This window comes from Pseudorhizobium xiangyangii (assembly GCF_020531965.1).
Taxonomy (GTDB): Bacteria; Pseudomonadota; Alphaproteobacteria; order Rhizobiales; family Rhizobiaceae; genus Neorhizobium; species Neorhizobium xiangyangii.
Genome location: NZ_JAJAWH010000001.1, coordinates 84,009 through 99,126 on the forward strand (window position 1 = coordinate 84,009; position 15,118 = coordinate 99,126).

Below are 15,118 nucleotides of genomic sequence, written 5' to 3' on the forward strand. Positions count from 1 at the left end.
ACCTCAGTCTTCTCCGGACTTGCTGTCGAGCATCATGTAGTCGAGCGGAAGTTCCGTCGTGTACTTGATCTGCTCCATGGCAAATGCGGACGAGACGTCGCGGATTTCGATGCGCGCGATAAGCCGCTTGTAGAAAGCATCATAGGCTGCGATGTCCGGCACCACCACGCGCAGGAGATAATCCACGTCGCCGCTCATGCGGTAGAATTCGACGACTTCAGGGAAATCCACCACGACTTCCGAGAACCGTTTCAGCCACTCGATCGAATGGCTCGAGGTGCGAATGGAGACGAAGACGGTAACCTTCGTGTTGACCTTCACCGGATCAAGCAGCGCGACCCGGCGACGGATCACACCGTCTTCCTCCATGCGCTGAATGCGACGCCAGCAGGGCGTCGTCGACAACCCGACCTTCTTGGCAAGATCGGCAACTGCCAACGTCGAATCCTCTTGGAGGATACGGAGGATTTTTCGGTCGAGGCGGTCCATCGCACTGTCCTTCGGAATGATTTTCTCCTGTATAGCCCATTCAGGCACAAAAGCGCGAATTATGTTTTAACGCGCCAGGCTATCCACATGCTGTTTCAGCACCGGAAGAACCTCCTGTTCGAACCATGGATTGCGCTTCAGCCAGGCGGTATTGCGCCAGCTCGGATGCGGTAAAGGCAGCACGCGCGGCGCCTCGTTGGAAAAGAAATAGTCTCTCCAGTTCCTCACGGTCTCCGTCATCCCCTTGCGACTTCGACTGCCGAGATGCCACGCCTGGGCGTACTGGCCGATAGCCAGCACCAGCTCGACTTGCGGCATCGCATCGATCACCGCCCGTCGCCACAACGGCGCGCATTCGCGGCGCGGCGGCAGATCGCTGCCCTTCTCGTCATAACCGGGAAAGCAGAAGCCCATGGGCACGATTGCAAACCGGTCGGGGTCATAGAATTCCTCCCGGCTCACTCCAAGCCAGGTGCGCAGCCGGTCACCGGAGGCATCGTTGAAAGGCAGGCCGCTCTCATGAACCCTGAGCCCCGGCGCCTGTCCCGCGATCAGTATCCGGGCTTTCCTCGACAGAACCACAACCGGACGCGGCTCGTGGGGCAGCCGGTCGACCGGTCCACGGGCCGGGCCGTCGAGACAGAGCCGGCAGGCGGCGATCACAGACCGCAGGTCGTCGAGCCCATCCGACGGCCCGGGCCGGTCGATCTCGGTCACTCGCTCCTGAACAGTCCCTTGAGCCATGCCACAAACCCTTCCGCCATGCCGGAATCGTCCATCATCCCGTGCATGATGCGCCACTCGCGCGGCTTCTCGAACTCGCCGGTCCACAGGCCGGCACGCTTCTCCCGCGCCGCCGTCTCTTCGGACCGGTAGTCTCCCGACGACACCGCCATGCCGAGGCGCACCATCTCGGCATTGATGTCCTGACTTCCGGCGCGACAACGCACCAGAAGTCGCTCATAGCGATCCCGCTCCGATGCCTTGCATTCCACACCCGGGGCGGCGATGAGGCGTTCGAGCGCTACCCTCGCCTCTTCCCCGCACGACCATTCCCTGCCCTCGCCGTCCTTGCAGACCTGGCGGATTTCGGGCGCGTCGATACCTTCGAGCCGCAGCCGCTCGATCCCCGCCGCCAGCGTATCGCCGTCGATCGTCGCGAAAGGTCCGCCAATGGACAGCGTCCCGACATCATCAAGCTTCGCCGCGATCAGAGATCCGAGAAAGATGAATGCCAGGAACAGGCCCGCACTTCGGATCTTACGAATAAAACGTGTCACAATCCGGCCCTAATCAAAAACAGAAACTTCAGGGAAATGGCAAACAAATCCTTGCCTGACAGCATCTTCTTAAGGTTTCCGCCCTAGGCTCGCAATCATCGGGGTAATCTATCCAGTGGTCATGAGTAACGGCGTCAGCGCCTCGGCGGACAAGAACATCGTTGATCTGTCTCGCGGCCACCGCAACAAGGCGGTGTCCAAGACCGTCCGCGCGACTCGTGAGCGCCTGCAATCTACTGGAAGAAATGCACCTGCCTTCGATCGCGACGTGCTGGCCATGCATGTCAATACTGTGCTTCAGAGCGCGCTCGTCACCCCGCTCTTCGTGACCGTGGTCACGGCGATCGGCCTCTACCTGAACCCGGCGACGACCCTGGTGGGCTGGGCGCTTCTGGCTCTCAGCGTTCACGCCATCAACGTCCTGATTGCGCGCCGGGCCAGCCGTATCGAGATCACCGCCCCGAATATGCGCAAGTGGCGGCTGCGTCTTCTCATCGGTCAGGTCCTGGTCGGCTGCAGCTGGGCTGTCTTCTCGCTGCAGGATTGCGCCACCTGCTCCGGAGAGGGCTACTATTTCTATCAGGGCGCCGTGCTGCTGGTCGCGATTTCCATCAGCGCCATGAGCTGCGTCATGCTTCGCCAGGGCATTCTGGTCGGTTTCCTGCCGCTGGTGCTTGCGCTCCTCGCTGCAGCCATCATCTCAGGCCACTTGCTCGATATCGGCATGACCGCGATTTCCGCCACGGCCGTCGTCTTCTTCCACTACATCGCGGACCGGCAATACCGCTCCAACCTGACGCTCATGTCCTACCAGTCGGAAAAGGATGACCTGATCGCCGAACTGGAAGTGGCAAAATCGATGTCAGACGAGGCGCGCCGCCGCGCCGAAGAGGCAAATCTTGCCAAATCCCGCTTTCTGGCGTCCATGTCCCATGAACTGCGCACACCCCTGAACGCTATCCTCGGTTTTTCCGAGGTCATGAGCTCGGAAGTGCTCGGCCCGCTGGCGAACCCCACCTACAAGGAATACTCCGGCGATATCCACCGCTCCGGGGAGCACCTTCTCAACCTGATCAACGAAATTCTCGACCTGTCGCGGATCGAGGCAGGACGCTACGAGCTGTACGAGGATGCCCTGTCGCTGCTCGACATCGCCGAGGACTGCATCGGCATGGTGCAGTTGCGCGCAAGCGCCAAGCGGATCGTCATCCACGATCAGTTCGAACCGGGCCTGCCGCAGATATGGGCCGACGAGAAGGCCATCCGCCAGGTCGTCCTCAACCTCCTGTCGAATGCCGTGAAATTCACCTCCCAGGGTGGCGAGATCACCGTGAAGGTCGGCTGGACGGCCGGCGGCGGCCAATACGTCGCCGTCAAGGACAACGGTCCCGGCATTCCTGAAGAAGAGATCCCGGTCGTCCTGTCCGCCTTCGGTCAGGGCACGATCGCCATCAAGAGCGCCGAACAGGGCACCGGCCTCGGCCTGCCGATCGTCCAGGCCATTCTTGCCAAGCACGACGGCCAGTTCGTCCTGCGCTCAAAGCTCCGCGAGGGAACCGAGGCCATCGCCATCCTTCCCGCCACCCGCGTGTTGCAGAGCCTTCCGGCCATAGAAGATGCCGCGCCCGTCGAGCGCCGCCGCAAGTCGTTTGCCTAGAAGATAAGCCGCTCCGCAATCACATACAGCACGAACAGCCCATTCGCGCAGAGCAGGCAGAAGACGGCGAATGAACCCAGGTCCTTGGCGTTCCGGCCAACCGTCGAAATCTCCGGCGAGATGCGGTTGACCAGTTCCTCGATCGCCGTGTTCAGCGCTTCGACCGCGAAGAGAAGCAGCATGAGGATGGCGAGGATCAGGTAGTGGGCAGCATCGGCCCCGATTGCGGCGAACAGCACCAGTCCGACCACGAAGGCCGCCGCCTCGGTCCGGAAGGCCTTCTCGCCCCATAGCCTCGCCAGACCCTGTAGCGAATAGCGCGTCGCAGCCAGCACGCGTCTCGGCCCGCTGGCTTTCCTGATCGCGCTGTCCTTTGGCGTCTTTTCCAAGGTTACGCCCCCGAGCTCACGCCGGCCTGGTCAAACGTCGCCATGCCGGAATGGCAGGCGGCAGCCGCCTTGACGATGCCGGCTGCGAGTGCTGCACCGGTGCCTTCGCCAAGCCGCATGCCAAGCGCCAGAAGCGGCGTCTTGCCCAGCATCTCGATCGCCTTCATGTGACCGGGCTCGGAGGAAACATGCCCGATCAGGCAATGGTCGAGCGCCGAGGGATTGGCGGCCTTGAGGATCGATGCGGCGGCAGTCACCACATAGCCGTCCAGCAGGACCGGGATCTTCTCGACGCGCGCGGCAAGGATTGCGCCGGCGATCGCGGCAATCTCGCGACCGCCCAGGCGGCGCAGGATTTCAAGCGGATCCGTCAGGTGGTCCTTGTGGAATTCGACCGCGGTCTTCACCGCCTGGATCTTCCGTTCCAGAAGTTCTCCGTGCGAGCCGGTGCCCGGGCCTACCCAGTCCTCCGCCTCGCCGCCGTAGAGCGCCAGGTTGATCGCCGCCGCGATTGTCGTGTTGCCGATGCCCATCTCCCCGATGCAGAGCAGGTCCGTGCCACCGGCGATCGCTTCCATGCCGAAGGCCATGGTGGCGGCGCAATCGCGCTCCGAAAGCGCCGGCTCGCAGGTAATGTCACCGGTCGGATAATCCAGCGCCAGATCGAATATCTTCAGGCCGAGATCGTAGGACACGCAGATCTGGTTGATCGCCGCGCCGCCGGCTGCGAAATTCTCCACCATCTGCTGGGTCACTGAAGGCGGATAGGGCGTGATGCCGTGCCTGGTCACTCCGTGATTGCCGGCGAAGATCGCCACCAGCGGTCGCGTCACTGCCGGCGCGCGGCCGGTCCAGGCGGCAAGCCACATGGCGATTTCCTCAAGCCGTCCGAGTGAGCCCGGCGGCTTGGTGAGCTGGGCGTCGCGCTCGCGGGCTGCGACCAGCGAATGTGAATCCGGACCGGGCAGGTTCTGCAGCAGGGTACGGAAGTCATCGAAGGGCAGGCCACTCATGCTCATGGGGATGTTCTCTCTGGTGTTCCGTCGGTCACTTGTGTTTACCGGCAAATCAAGCTTTGCTGTTCTCATAGTCGGGCACGGACGGAGGGACAACTGTCAAACGCCACGGAATTCATCGGTGATCTTGCCCGCTCGCTCGGTTTTCTGAGCCGCCTGCCGGTCCCGTCCCGCTATTTCGAGGGTCACGACGGTTCCGTCAGCCGCGCCGTTCGCGCCTTTCCGCTGGCCGGACTGCTGCTCGCCATCCCCTCTGCGCTGCTGCTGTGGCTTCTCCTCGAATGGCAGGCCGAGCCTCTGCTCGCGGCGCTGATCGCGATCGCCGTCGTCACCCTGCTCTCGGGCGCGCTCCACGAGGACGGGCTCGCCGATGCCGCCGACGGGTTCGGTGGCGGACGGGACCGCGACCACATCCTCTCGATCATGAAGGACAGCCGCACGGGAAGCTACGGGGTCATTGCGCTGATCCTGTCGTTTTCGCTGCGTGCGACGGCGCTTGCTTCACTGGCCAGTGATGCGCAAGCCCTGCCCGCACTTGCCCTTCTGGCCGCAGCCGCGCTCAGCCGCGCGCTCATGGTCGCCCATTGGCAGACCCTCCCGTCTGCACGGCTGGGCGGCGTCGCCTCCGGCGCCGGAAGGCCGGAAGCCAGCGCCCGCTCATTCGCGCTGATCAGCGCCGCGCTCGTCTGCATGCTGCTGCTTTTGTCCCCGGCCGGCCCGGTTGCGCTACTCGTGGCGCTTGTACTCGCTTCCCTTGCCGCCTACGGCATCACGCGCCTCGCCGACGAGAAGATCGGCGGACATACCGGCGACACCATCGGCGCCACGCAACAAGCTGGCGAAATCGTGTTCCTTGTCGCCCTTGCGCTGGCTGTGTGAGACGCCGATATGTCAGACATGATCTCACCCATGATTTCACCCTGTATTCTCGTCTGTTCCATCGATGACAGGACCGGCTACTGTTTCGGCTGCGGGCGCACCCGCGACGAGATCGCCGGCTGGATGGAATATGCCGATAGCGAGCGTCGCCAGATCATCGACATCCTGCCCGGACGCCTCGACCTGATCGAACGCAAGCCGCGACGGGAAACGAAGCGCCAGAGGCTGGCCAAGCGACAGGACCAGGAGCGAACCGCGCAATGAACGGCCTTACCTTCGTCCTCCTCATCCTCGGCGCCGGTCTCGCACTGCTTCTCTTCAACCATGAGAGCGGTCAGACCTTCGGCATGGCGAACGAGGATTTCGGCCAGATGATTTTCCTGCTGCCGATCGCCGGCCTTCTTGCTGCCGGTGTTCTCGCCGGCCGGCGCGGAAACATGAGCCAGATTCTTCGCTACGTCGCCATCTGGCTCGTCATTATCCTCGGCCTCGTCACGGCCTATCTCTATCGCAACGATTTCAATCAAGTCGGCGCGCGCCTCTCGGCAGGCCTCATGCCCGGCAGCGCCGTGGTCACCAGCACGACGGATGGCGTCAGCGAAGTCATCGTTCACCGCAGCATGGGTGGCCATTTCGAGACCCAGGTGGATGTCGACGGGCAACCTGTCTCCATGCTGATCGATACCGGCGCAAGCGCGGTGGTGCTGTCCTACGACGACGCCGAGCGCATCGGCCTCAACCCGCAGCAACTTTCCTACACGGTCACCGTCGCCACCGCCAACGGCCGCGCGACCGCGGCCCCCGTGCGCCTCAGCGAGATCTCCATCGGCCCGATCGTCCGGCGCAATGTGCGCGCCATGGTGACCGAGGAAGGCCGCCTCGATCAGAGCCTGCTCGGCATGACCTTCCTGTCGACGCTCAACAACCTGCAGATGCAGACCGACGAGCTGCGACTAAGGGACTAGCCGCGGACCCAGACCGCATCCCGTGTCGCCCCATCGAAGACCCGGATCTGCTCGAAGACCTTCCGTAAGGATAGAATTGTGCTAGACGGTCGCCATGAACGCGCTTTCAGATGTCGCCCCCATTTATAATCCGCCGCTGGACCCTTACGTTTCACTCCTCCATCGAGACGCGGATTTTCTTGTCTTCGACAAACCGAGCGGTCTCCTGTCGGTGCCGGGGCGCCACCCCGCCCTCCAGGACAGTCTCCTGACGCGGGTGCAGAAGGAGTTCCCGCAGGCGTTGATCGTCCACCGGCTGGACAAAGACACATCGGGCGTTGTGCTGATGTCCCTCAACCGCAAGGCTCACGCCTTTATCGCTGCGCAATTCGAGGCCCGCACCACCCGGAAGTCATATATCGCCGAGGTCTGGGGTCGGGTCGAGGATGAGGAAGGAACGGTCGACCTGCCTCTGGCTATCGATCCCGACAACAAGCCTCGGCATCGTGTCGATACCGATCACGGCAAGCCTGCCCAAACCCGCTGGCAGGTCATCGGTTATGGCGAGAACACGACCCGTCTGCGCCTGTTTCCGCTGACAGGACGCACCCATCAATTGCGTGTGCACATGAAGGCGCTGGGCCACGTCATTCTCGGCGATGAATTTTACGCGGACGGCGAAGCGCTGTCTGCCGCGAACCGGCTGCTTCTCCATGCGGAGCAGCTGAGCTTCCGCCATCCTGACGGGTCGGATGTTACATTCACTGCTCCCGTTCCATTCTGAGGCCGGACAATGGCGCAAAAGCTCGAAAACTCGTCGCTGATCGTCGATTTCGTCGGTGGGGCGGTCGGTCACCGGTTTCGCTCCGGCGAGGGGCGCGGGCAGCCGCTCGCCAAAGCCGCAGGGTTTTCGAGCGGCGTAACTCCGGACATCGTCGATGCGACAGCGGGCCTTGGGCGCGATGCGTTCTTCCTGGCAGCACTGGGTGCACATGTCACCCTCATCGAACGCTCGGCCACGATGCATGCGCTCCTTGCGGAGGGGCTGGAGCGAGCCCGGGCGGAAGGTGGTCGCTATGCGGAAACTGTTGCGCGGATGACGCTGATACACGGCGATTCCCGCGCACTGCTTCCACAACTGAAGCCGCAAGTCGTCCTGATCGATCCGATGCATCCGCCGCGCGACAAGATGGCGTTGGTAAAGAAGGAAATGCGGTTGATACGGGACATCGTCGGCACCGATCCCGACGCCATGCAACTCATGCAGGTCGCGCTGGACAGTGCGCAAAACCGCGTGGTGCTGAAGTGGCCCTTGCGCGCGGACCCGATGCCGGACATACGCAAGCCGTCCCATCAGATCGTGGGAAAGAGCACCCGTTACGACGTTTTCGTCAAGGCGAAGATCCCCAGCATCGGCTCATAGCCAGGCAGTTGCCGGTCTATAAGCGGGCCGGTCGGCGCGGGATAAAAACGACCAAGGATCTGGTCTCCTCAGCCGCAGCTCTCCTCGTGCGGCGTTCCCTTCAGTTCTCCTCCTTCAAGGCTGATGGACATGGCGATCCTGCTCCTTTCGCCATGCGGCGTGTCGCAGGTATCGACGAATGCGCCAGACAGCATCTGCGCCACGCTCGCCTTCATCTCGCCTTCCAACCGGATGGCGTAGACGGCGGTGTGCAACTCGCCCATGTTCATGGTGTTGGCCTCGAGCAGCACTTCGCTGGCGCCGTCGCCGTCGATATCCACGGCGCCCACCACCCGGGTAAACTGCAGCTCCTCCGGCAGGTGGAAACTACCGGCCGCCTGTTCGTTCTTCAGTGCGAGGATCACCTGCCCCGGCCTGTCCACAAACGGCTCGATAGCAACAGGTTCCTCGGACGAGATAAGGTGAAAATCCACCTCGCCCGCCCCGAACAACTTACCCTCCGCTCCACCGAGTATGACGAAGTCGTTGCCAAGCGCCTTGACCTCCTCGGTGGCAACGGAGCGTAGCGCCATGGCAATGTGTCGCCGCTCGGCGGCGTTCGATCCGGGCATGGCCATGCGGAACTGCGGATCCTGGTAGTCGAGAATGACCTGTTCTTCGGCGCGGGACGTCGTGGCAGAAAATATCACAGCCGCACACATCACAGCCCCAAACATCGCAGTCCAAGACTGGATCATCCGAAAACAGCGCAGTATCGCCAAGCCCCGGTCCTCCTCCAAGCGTCGATCAGGCGACCATCCCGGAGCAGTAAGGCGAGAGAATGAACTTTAGCCGATAGGTGATCAGCTTCTGAGGCGGTAGCCGGTCCGGAAGATCCAAGCCACGAGCGACAGGCAGAGCGCCAGGAACAGCCCGATCATCGCAAGACTGATCAGCGGATTGACGTCGGCAATCTCGTAGAAACTCCAGCGGAAGCCGCTGACGAGGTAGAGCACCGGATTGAAGTGGCTGACCGCCTGCCAGAACGGCGGCAGCATGTCGATCGAATAGAAGCTGCCACCGAGGAAGGTCAGCGGCGGCACGACCAGCATCGGCACGATGTTCAGCTGCTCGAAGTTTTTCGCCCATATGCCGATAATGAAGCCGGCAAGGCTGAAGGTGATCGCCGTCAGAACCAGGAAAACCACCATCATGAACGGATGGGCGATCGAGATATCGACGAAGAACGACGCCGTCGCAAGAATGATGAGGCCAATGATCAGCCCCTTGCTCGCGGCGGCCCCCACATAGCCGATCAGGATTTCGGTCATGGCGATCGGCGCCGACAGGATTTCGTAGATCGTCCCGGTGAACTTCGGAAAATAGATGCCGATAGAGCCATTGCTGATGCATTGCGTCAGCAATGTCAGCATGATCAGCCCCGGAGTTATGAAGGAACCGTAGGAAACGCCGTCAACTTCCTGGATACGCGAGCCGATCGCGGTTCCGAAGACGATGAAGTAAAGCGATGTCGTGATGACGGGCGAAACGACGCTCTGCAACAGCGTGCGGCGCATGCGGGCCATCTCGAAGAGATAGATGGATTTGATGGCTTCGAAATTCATGACCGTTGTCCCACCAGTTCCACGAAAATGTCCTCGAGCGAACTTTGCCGTGTCGAAAGATCGCGGAACTCGATCCCCTGCGCCGCGAGCGAGCCCAGCAACGTGGCGATCCGCCCCTGCTCCGCTTCGCCCTGGTATTCGTAGATCAGCGCCCCGCCATCTTCTGCCAGCGTCACGTGATAGGAATCGAGGCCTGACGGCAGCGCCCCCAGAGGCTCAGCCAGTTCCAGCCGCAGTTCCTTGCGGCCAAGCTTCTTCATCAGCGCCGCCTTGTTCTCGACAAGCAGCAGTTCGCCGCCATTGATGACGCCGACCCGATCGGCGATCTCCTCCGCCTCTTCGATGTAGTGGGTGGTCAGGATGACGGTGACGCCGGTCTTCCGCAACCGCTCCACCACTTGCCACATGTCGCGCCGCAGGGTCACGTCGACGCCGGCAGTCGGCTCGTCCAGGAACAGGATTTCCGGCTCGTGGGCCAGCGCCTTGGCGATCAGGACGCGGCGCTTCATGCCGCCGGAAAGCTCGCGCAGCATGCTGTCGCGCTTATCCAGCAGCGAGAGATCCTTGAGGATGCTTTCGATCCGCGCCGGATTGGCCGGCTTGCCGTGCAGTCCGCGCGAAAAGGTCACGGTGTTCCACACGGTCTCGAACTGGTCGGTCGTCAGCTCCTGCGGAACGAGGCCGATCAGTGCCCGCGTCTTGCGGAACTCACGAACGACGTCGTGCCCCCCGACAAGCACCTGTCCGCCGCTCGGATTGACGAGACCGCAGACGATCGAGATGAGCGTCGTCTTTCCTGCCCCGTTGGGGCCGAGCAGCGCTAGGATCTCGCCACGCTTTATCTCGAGGTCGACACCTTTCAGCGCCTGGAAACCATTGCCGTAGGTCTTGGTCAGGTTGCGGATCGAAACGATGGGGGTCATGCGAACGGATCTTTGCGAAAATTCATCTCGGGAACGGCGCTCAATATAGGTAGAAAGCGCGCCTAAACCATCCCCGAAGGAAGAACATTGCGTTCGCGTAAGCTGACCAATGACGATCAGCTCCTCAACCTAGACGATAATCGTCAGCGCGAACTGCAGCGACACAAAGATCAGGAAGATGCCGAATCCGACCTCGAGCTGACGCTTGCTCATCGCATGGGCGAGCCTGGCCCCGACGGGCGCAAGCGCAAGCGTGATGGGGATCATCAGCAGCACGGCCAGCCAGTTGATGTAGCCGGTCGAGAAAGGCGGCAAGCCGGGAAGCTCCCAGCCACCCCAGATATAGCCGGCAAGCCCCGGCAGGGAGATCAGCACGCCGACACCGGCGGACGTTGCCACCGCCTGATGGATCGTGCGCCCGTAGAGCGTCATGAACGTATTGTTGAGAACCCCGCCGCCAATCCCCATCAGCCCTGACAGGACGCCGATACCGGACCCGACCACGAACCGCACGGGATTGCCGGGAATGTCGGTCCCGAGGCTCCAGCTCGCCCGGTTGAAGATCATCCGGAACGCAAGCAGCAGCGCTATCACGGCGAAGATGATGCGCAGTTCCACGCTCGACGCCTTGGCAGCAATGACGGCGGCAACGAGCGTTCCCAGGGGCACGGCTATGATCCATCCCTTGAGAAGCGACATGTCGACGGCGCCTCTTTGCCTGTGCGCCATGAAGGAGCGGATCGAGGTCGGCACGATGATCGCGAGCGACGTACCGAGCGCCAGCTGCATGCGCACGTCCTCAGGCACGCCAAGAAGGCCGAACACATGGAAGAAGATCGGCACGAGGACAGCGCCTCCGCCAATCCCGAACATGCCGGCAAGAAGACCTGCGACCACGCCCGCTGCTGCGAGCGCGAGGACGAACAGAAGGATTTCGGATACCGGGGGCATTGCTTATCGCCAGGAGATGCGGCCGGAACCGGCCTGTAGATGTCATTTTCTGGAACGACTTCTGGCATCTCCGGACTTGTCGGACAAGCCGCCCGCGCCCGATCCCGGTACGCCGGTCACAGAATGCGGCCTCGACCTAATCGCAGTAACGCGACCCGGACTTGCGGGAGCGCAGGTCGAAATGGAAATGGTTCCAGTGTTCCTTGTTGCTGCCCGGTCCGAGCACCGTATGGAAATACTTGCAGCTGTCGTCCCGCACGGTGTTCAGCAGACCGCGCTCGCGGAAGGCGAAGATACTCTTCTTGCGCACATCGATGCGCTTGCCGTTCTTCAGCACGAACTTGCCCAGGTCGATCGCATTGCCGCGGGCATGCTCCGACATCGGATTGCGCCTCTGGCGGCTGTTGTTCATGCGCCGGCAGGAATAGCCGCCCATGGATTCGATCGTCTTCACCCCGGAGAGGTAGCGGTATCGCGACGACGGGGCGAGTTCGAACTTGACCCACTTCGCCAGCGCCAGTGTCGTCTGGCAGTTGAGCTTCGTCGCCGGCTTGAGGTTGATGCCGCCTGAGAAGCCGCTGAGCAGGACAGGATGCTCTATGCCGCAGCTCGGACCATCTGCGATCCGCTGGATGTCGCGGAATTCGACACCGAGCCGGCGCAACTCCGCCCGGCAGCTCACTTCCGATTGCGGCATCACGGCGCGCGGGCGGATCGCCTCACGCTCCGTCATTGGATTGTCGGGTTTCGCCAGCATCGCCACCTGCTGCGGCTCCTCCGGCGGCAGCCGCGTCGGAGCGACGACCGGCGTCTGGTCGCTCCACATCGGTGCACCCCCGGACTGGGCGCCCTGCACGCCTGCGCCCTGCCGCTTCGGGGGGATGGTGATCACCTGATCGTTCTGGCCGGGCGGCATGCCGGCGCTCGCGCCGAGCGCCATCGGATTGTCCGTTCCTATTCCGTCCACGACCGGCTGCGACGTTCCGCCTTCGGCGATCATCGAATCCTGTTCCTGCGCAAGACCGATGACCTCGTCGCTCGCCCCGCCATTTGCGCCATTATCGGTGAAGCCGAACTGGGCATCCATGTTGACGCCATCCTGCGGAATGACGCCCGGATTTCCCTGTGAGGCCTGCATGCCCATCGCCTGGTCGCTGTCGATCATCGGCAACTGGCCGGCTTGCCCCTCGGACACCCCCATCGGGGCAGGCTGCTGCGGAGCAGGCTGGACCGGCGCGCTCGCCGGATAGGGCTGGCTATAACCGCCGGACTGCGGAATGGAGGCCATCGGGCTGATGGAGCTGACGCGTGTCTCGCCATCGACGCTGGCAGGCGGCACCAGCCCTTCGGCCGAGCAACTCACCAGCATGGTCGTGATCATCAACGATGCGAGGACTCGCTGGGAAAGGGAAGCATACGCCATACCGATTGCCGCTCTCCGTGCCGAAATGGCAACCTGCAGCAAATTAGGCCAACGAGGTAAATGAACACTTTCCGAAACGTGACCATATCACGTCATCTTCGCGGCCGGCATCGCCATACGGCCGGACTTTGGACAGCAGAAACCCGCCGGAATTGCCCCCGGCGGGTTTCGCAAATGCCGACCGGCAGGTCCTAGGCGGCGCGTACGCCGTGGCCGGACGCGCCCGCGGCGTCCGAGAGGTCGTGCCCGTCCAGCTGGAAGGCCGAGAGAAGACCCTGCAGCTGCAAGCTCTGCTCCGCCAGCGTCTGGCTCGCAGCCGTGGTCTCTTCCACCATGGCGGCATTCTGCTGGGTCATCTGGTCCATCTGGTTCACCGACGCGTTGATTTCGGACAGTGCGCCCGCCTGTTCGCGCGATGCCGTGGCAATCGTCTCGACATGGGCATTGACCCGCTCGACAAGCTGGGCGATTTCGACCAGCGCATCGCCGGTCGAGCGCACCAGCGAGACGCCGCTGTCGACTTCGCGGGCGGAGTTCCGGATCAGGTCCTTGATCTCCTTGGCGGCTGTTGCGGAACGCTGCGCCAGCTCCCGAACCTCCTGCGCGACAACCGCAAAGCCTCGGCCCGCCTCGCCGGCACGTGCCGCCTCGACGCCAGCGTTCAGCGCAAGCAGGTTTGTCTGGAAGGCGATCTCGTCGATCACCGAGATGATCTGGTTGATGCGGCTGGACGATTCCTCGATCCGGCCCATCGCATCGACCGCATTGCGGACGATGTCGCCCGAACGACCTGCACTTGCCTTGGTCTCCGCGACCATGGCGCGTGCCTCGTGGGCGCGCTCCGAAGCCGTCTTCACCGTCGCGGTGATCTCGTCGAGCGCGGCCGCCGTTTCTTCCAGCGATGCCGCCTGCTGCTCCGTGCGGCGCGACAGGTTGTTGGTCGCGCTGCTGATGTCGGCGGCGCTGTCGCGAACGACATGGCTCGTCTCGGTGATCGAGACGATCGTCTGGCGTAGCGAGCTCACGGCTGCGTTGAAGTCCCCGCGGAGCGTTTCGTAGTCACTGCCGAGGTCGCCCGCATGAGCCGACAGGTCCCCTTGCGCGAGTTCGGAAAGTGCCCGCCCGAGTTCAGCCATGGCACGCGTCTGCCGGCCAGCGGCGGCCGAGATCGTGCGCTCGTTGTTCGAACGCTCCTCGGCCAATGCGCGGCTCTGCTCGCTCTCGCGTTCCTGCAGAGCCAGCCGCTCTTCCACGGCATCGCGCAGCACCACGAGCGCCCGCGCCATTTCACCGATCTCGTTCTTCTGCTGCGTATGCGGCACGGTCACGTTCGCCTCGCCCTCGGCGATGTCGCGCAGCGCGCCCTTCACCTGCCCGAGCGGACCGGTAATGCTGCGGATGACGATGAAGGCGCCCCCGAGCAGGATCACGGCGCAGGTGCCGAACGTTAGCGCATAGCTGATCATGTTGTCGCGGAACATGGCGTGCATGTCGTCCACATAGACGCCGGTGCCGACGATCCAGCCCCAGGGCTCGAAGCCGATCACGTGTGAATACTTCTCGACAGGCTCAGCCGCGCCGGGCTTCGGCCAGTAGTAATCGACGAAGCCCTCGCCGCCGGCCTTGACCGTTTCCACGAACTCGACGAACAGGAATTTGCCGTTCGGGTCCTTGTTCTGCGAAAGGTCCGTGCCGTTCAGCTTGGCATTGATCGGATGCATGACCATGTAGGGCCGCATGTCGTTGATCCAGAAGTAGCCATTGCCGCCGTCGTAACGCATCCCGCCGATCGCCTTCATGGCCTCGGCCTGGGCGTGCTCGCGGGTCATGGCACCGGAAACCTCCAGCGCGTGATACTGGTTCAGAACACTGACCGCGATATCGTCCATGAAATCGAGCCCTGCCTTCCGCTCCTTTTCGGAAGAGGCATAGCTTTCGAACAGGCTGAATGTCATTGCACTGCCCAGGATGACGAGTGCGAAGACGATGAGGCAATACATTCGCGTGGATATGGCTAGGCGCTGCATAGAATTCCCCCCTTTGCAACAAACTGTCGCCAACGATAGACGGGGATAGTTACCGGGTAGTGAAAACACAGGGACTTCGCCTCCTGCGCGAGTTAGGCGCAACTAAAGTCTAA

Annotated in this window: 17 protein-coding genes; 6 read left to right on the forward strand and 11 right to left on the reverse strand. The window is 62.6% G+C overall.

Features of this window, described 5'->3' with window-relative positions; genetic code table 11:
- Window positions 1-3: 3 nt before the first annotated feature.
- The 3 genes from LH464_RS00380 to LH464_RS00390 form a co-directional block, all read right to left on the reverse strand.
- The gene (locus LH464_RS00380) at window positions 4-489 is read right to left on the reverse strand and encodes an Lrp/AsnC family transcriptional regulator (RefSeq protein ID WP_226784366.1); all 486 of its coding nucleotides are present in this window, start codon (window positions 487-489) and stop codon (window positions 4-6) included.
- Window positions 490-555: 66 nt separating this feature from the next.
- Window positions 556-1,233 (reverse strand): uracil-DNA glycosylase family protein, encoded by a 678-nt coding sequence (locus LH464_RS00385; protein ID WP_226784367.1) that lies wholly within the window; start codon window positions 1,231-1,233, stop codon window positions 556-558.
- On the reverse strand, window positions 1,203-1,769 hold the full coding sequence (locus LH464_RS00390; RefSeq protein ID WP_226784368.1) for a thermonuclease family protein: 567 nt from the start codon (window positions 1,767-1,769) through the stop codon (window positions 1,203-1,205). The genes LH464_RS00385 and LH464_RS00390 overlap by 31 nt, the downstream gene beginning before the upstream one ends.
- Window positions 1,770-1,890: 121 nt before the next feature.
- On the opposite strand from LH464_RS00390, the gene LH464_RS00395 reads away from it, so the two are divergent.
- The gene (locus tag LH464_RS00395; protein ID WP_226784369.1) at window positions 1,891-3,426 is read left to right on the forward strand and encodes a sensor histidine kinase; all 1,536 of its coding nucleotides are present in this window, start codon (window positions 1,891-1,893) and stop codon (window positions 3,424-3,426) included.
- Here the strand turns inward: LH464_RS00395 and LH464_RS00400 are convergent.
- Together LH464_RS00400 and cobT are read right to left on the reverse strand one after the other, a co-directional pair.
- Window positions 3,423-3,815: a diacylglycerol kinase gene (locus LH464_RS00400; RefSeq protein ID WP_226784370.1), complete on the reverse strand. Its 393-nt coding sequence runs from the start codon at window positions 3,813-3,815 to the stop codon at window positions 3,423-3,425. The two genes, LH464_RS00395 and LH464_RS00400, sit on opposite strands and share 4 nt — an antisense overlap.
- A gap of 2 nt (window positions 3,816-3,817) precedes the next feature.
- Complete coding sequence (cobT, locus tag LH464_RS00405) at window positions 3,818-4,834, reverse strand: nicotinate-nucleotide--dimethylbenzimidazole phosphoribosyltransferase (protein WP_226784371.1); 1,017 nt, start codon at window positions 4,832-4,834, stop codon at window positions 3,818-3,820.
- A 93-nt stretch (window positions 4,835-4,927) separates the two neighbouring features.
- Between cobT and LH464_RS00410 the strand changes: the two genes are divergently transcribed.
- The 5 genes from LH464_RS00410 to LH464_RS00430 all read left to right on the forward strand — a co-directional run bounded on the left by LH464_RS00410 (window position 4,928) and on the right by LH464_RS00430 (window position 8,077).
- Complete coding sequence (locus tag LH464_RS00410) at window positions 4,928-5,710, forward strand: adenosylcobinamide-GDP ribazoletransferase (RefSeq protein WP_226784561.1); 783 nt, start codon at window positions 4,928-4,930, stop codon at window positions 5,708-5,710.
- Between the two features lie 30 nt (window positions 5,711-5,740).
- Window positions 5,741-5,974, forward strand: a complete 234-nt coding sequence (locus LH464_RS00415; RefSeq protein WP_226784562.1) for a DUF1289 domain-containing protein — start codon at window positions 5,741-5,743, stop codon at window positions 5,972-5,974.
- On the forward strand, window positions 5,971-6,675 hold the full coding sequence (locus tag LH464_RS00420) for a retropepsin-like aspartic protease family protein (protein WP_226784372.1): 705 nt from the start codon (window positions 5,971-5,973) through the stop codon (window positions 6,673-6,675). Before LH464_RS00415 ends, LH464_RS00420 begins: the two co-directional genes overlap by 4 nt.
- A gap of 94 nt (window positions 6,676-6,769) precedes the next feature.
- Window positions 6,770-7,438 (forward strand): pseudouridine synthase, encoded by a 669-nt coding sequence (locus tag LH464_RS00425; RefSeq protein WP_226784373.1) that lies wholly within the window; start codon window positions 6,770-6,772, stop codon window positions 7,436-7,438.
- A 9-nt stretch (window positions 7,439-7,447) separates the two neighbouring features.
- Entirely contained in the window at window positions 7,448-8,077 is a 630-nt protein-coding gene (locus LH464_RS00430) for a class I SAM-dependent methyltransferase (protein ID WP_226784374.1), read from the forward strand.
- 68 nt (window positions 8,078-8,145) lie between these two features.
- Here LH464_RS00430 and LH464_RS00435 read toward each other — a convergent pair whose 3' ends face one another.
- The 6 genes from LH464_RS00435 to LH464_RS00460 form a co-directional block, all read right to left on the reverse strand.
- Entirely contained in the window at window positions 8,146-8,766 is a 621-nt protein-coding gene (locus tag LH464_RS00435; protein WP_226784375.1) for a hypothetical protein, read from the reverse strand.
- Between the two features lie 153 nt (window positions 8,767-8,919).
- Window positions 8,920-9,681, reverse strand: a complete 762-nt coding sequence (locus LH464_RS00440) for an ABC transporter permease (protein ID WP_226784376.1) — start codon at window positions 9,679-9,681, stop codon at window positions 8,920-8,922.
- Entirely contained in the window at window positions 9,678-10,604 is a 927-nt protein-coding gene (locus LH464_RS00445) for an ABC transporter ATP-binding protein (protein ID WP_226784377.1), read from the reverse strand. The genes LH464_RS00440 and LH464_RS00445 overlap by 4 nt, the downstream gene beginning before the upstream one ends.
- Before the next feature lie 129 nt (window positions 10,605-10,733).
- Window positions 10,734-11,555 carry a sulfite exporter TauE/SafE family protein gene (locus tag LH464_RS00450; RefSeq protein ID WP_226784378.1) on the reverse strand — a complete coding sequence of 274 codons (822 nt, stop codon included), beginning with the start codon at window positions 11,553-11,555 and terminating at the stop codon, window positions 10,734-10,736.
- Between the two features lie 136 nt (window positions 11,556-11,691).
- Entirely contained in the window at window positions 11,692-12,978 is a 1,287-nt protein-coding gene (locus LH464_RS00455; RefSeq protein WP_226784379.1) for an extensin-like domain-containing protein, read from the reverse strand.
- A gap of 191 nt (window positions 12,979-13,169) precedes the next feature.
- On the reverse strand, window positions 13,170-15,005 hold the full coding sequence (locus tag LH464_RS00460; RefSeq protein ID WP_226784380.1) for a methyl-accepting chemotaxis protein: 1,836 nt from the start codon (window positions 15,003-15,005) through the stop codon (window positions 13,170-13,172).
- Between the last annotated feature and the right edge of the window lie 113 nt (window positions 15,006-15,118).

Excerpts from the sequence above, each read along its gene's own strand:
- LH464_RS00440 (WP_226784376.1), bottom strand. The coding sequence starts at position 9,681 with ATGAATTTCGAAGCCATCAAATCCATCTATCTCTTCGAGATGGCCCGC.
- LH464_RS00445 (WP_226784377.1), bottom strand. The coding sequence starts at position 10,604 with ATGACCCCCATCGTTTCGATCCGCAACCTGACCAAGACCTACGGCAAT.
- LH464_RS00460 (WP_226784380.1), bottom strand. The coding sequence starts at position 15,005 with ATGCAGCGCCTAGCCATATCCACGCGAATGTATTGCCTCATCGTCTTC.
- cobT (WP_226784371.1), bottom strand. The coding sequence starts at position 4,834 with ATGAGCATGAGTGGCCTGCCCTTCGATGACTTCCGTACCCTGCTGCAG.
- LH464_RS00455 (WP_226784379.1), bottom strand. The coding sequence starts at position 12,978 with ATGGCGTATGCTTCCCTTTCCCAGCGAGTCCTCGCATCGTTGATGATC.
- LH464_RS00415 (WP_226784562.1), top strand. The coding sequence starts at position 5,741 with ATGATTTCACCCTGTATTCTCGTCTGTTCCATCGATGACAGGACCGGC.
- LH464_RS00420 (WP_226784372.1), top strand. The coding sequence starts at position 5,971 with ATGAACGGCCTTACCTTCGTCCTCCTCATCCTCGGCGCCGGTCTCGCA.
- LH464_RS00425 (WP_226784373.1), top strand. The coding sequence starts at position 6,770 with ATGAACGCGCTTTCAGATGTCGCCCCCATTTATAATCCGCCGCTGGAC.
- LH464_RS00450 (WP_226784378.1), bottom strand. The coding sequence starts at position 11,555 with ATGCCCCCGGTATCCGAAATCCTTCTGTTCGTCCTCGCGCTCGCAGCA.
- LH464_RS00385 (WP_226784367.1), bottom strand. The coding sequence starts at position 1,233 with ATGGCTCAAGGGACTGTTCAGGAGCGAGTGACCGAGATCGACCGGCCC.
- LH464_RS00430 (WP_226784374.1), top strand. The coding sequence starts at position 7,448 with ATGGCGCAAAAGCTCGAAAACTCGTCGCTGATCGTCGATTTCGTCGGT.
- LH464_RS00380 (WP_226784366.1), bottom strand. The coding sequence starts at position 489 with ATGGACCGCCTCGACCGAAAAATCCTCCGTATCCTCCAAGAGGATTCG.
- LH464_RS00395 (WP_226784369.1), top strand. The coding sequence starts at position 1,891 with ATGAGTAACGGCGTCAGCGCCTCGGCGGACAAGAACATCGTTGATCTG.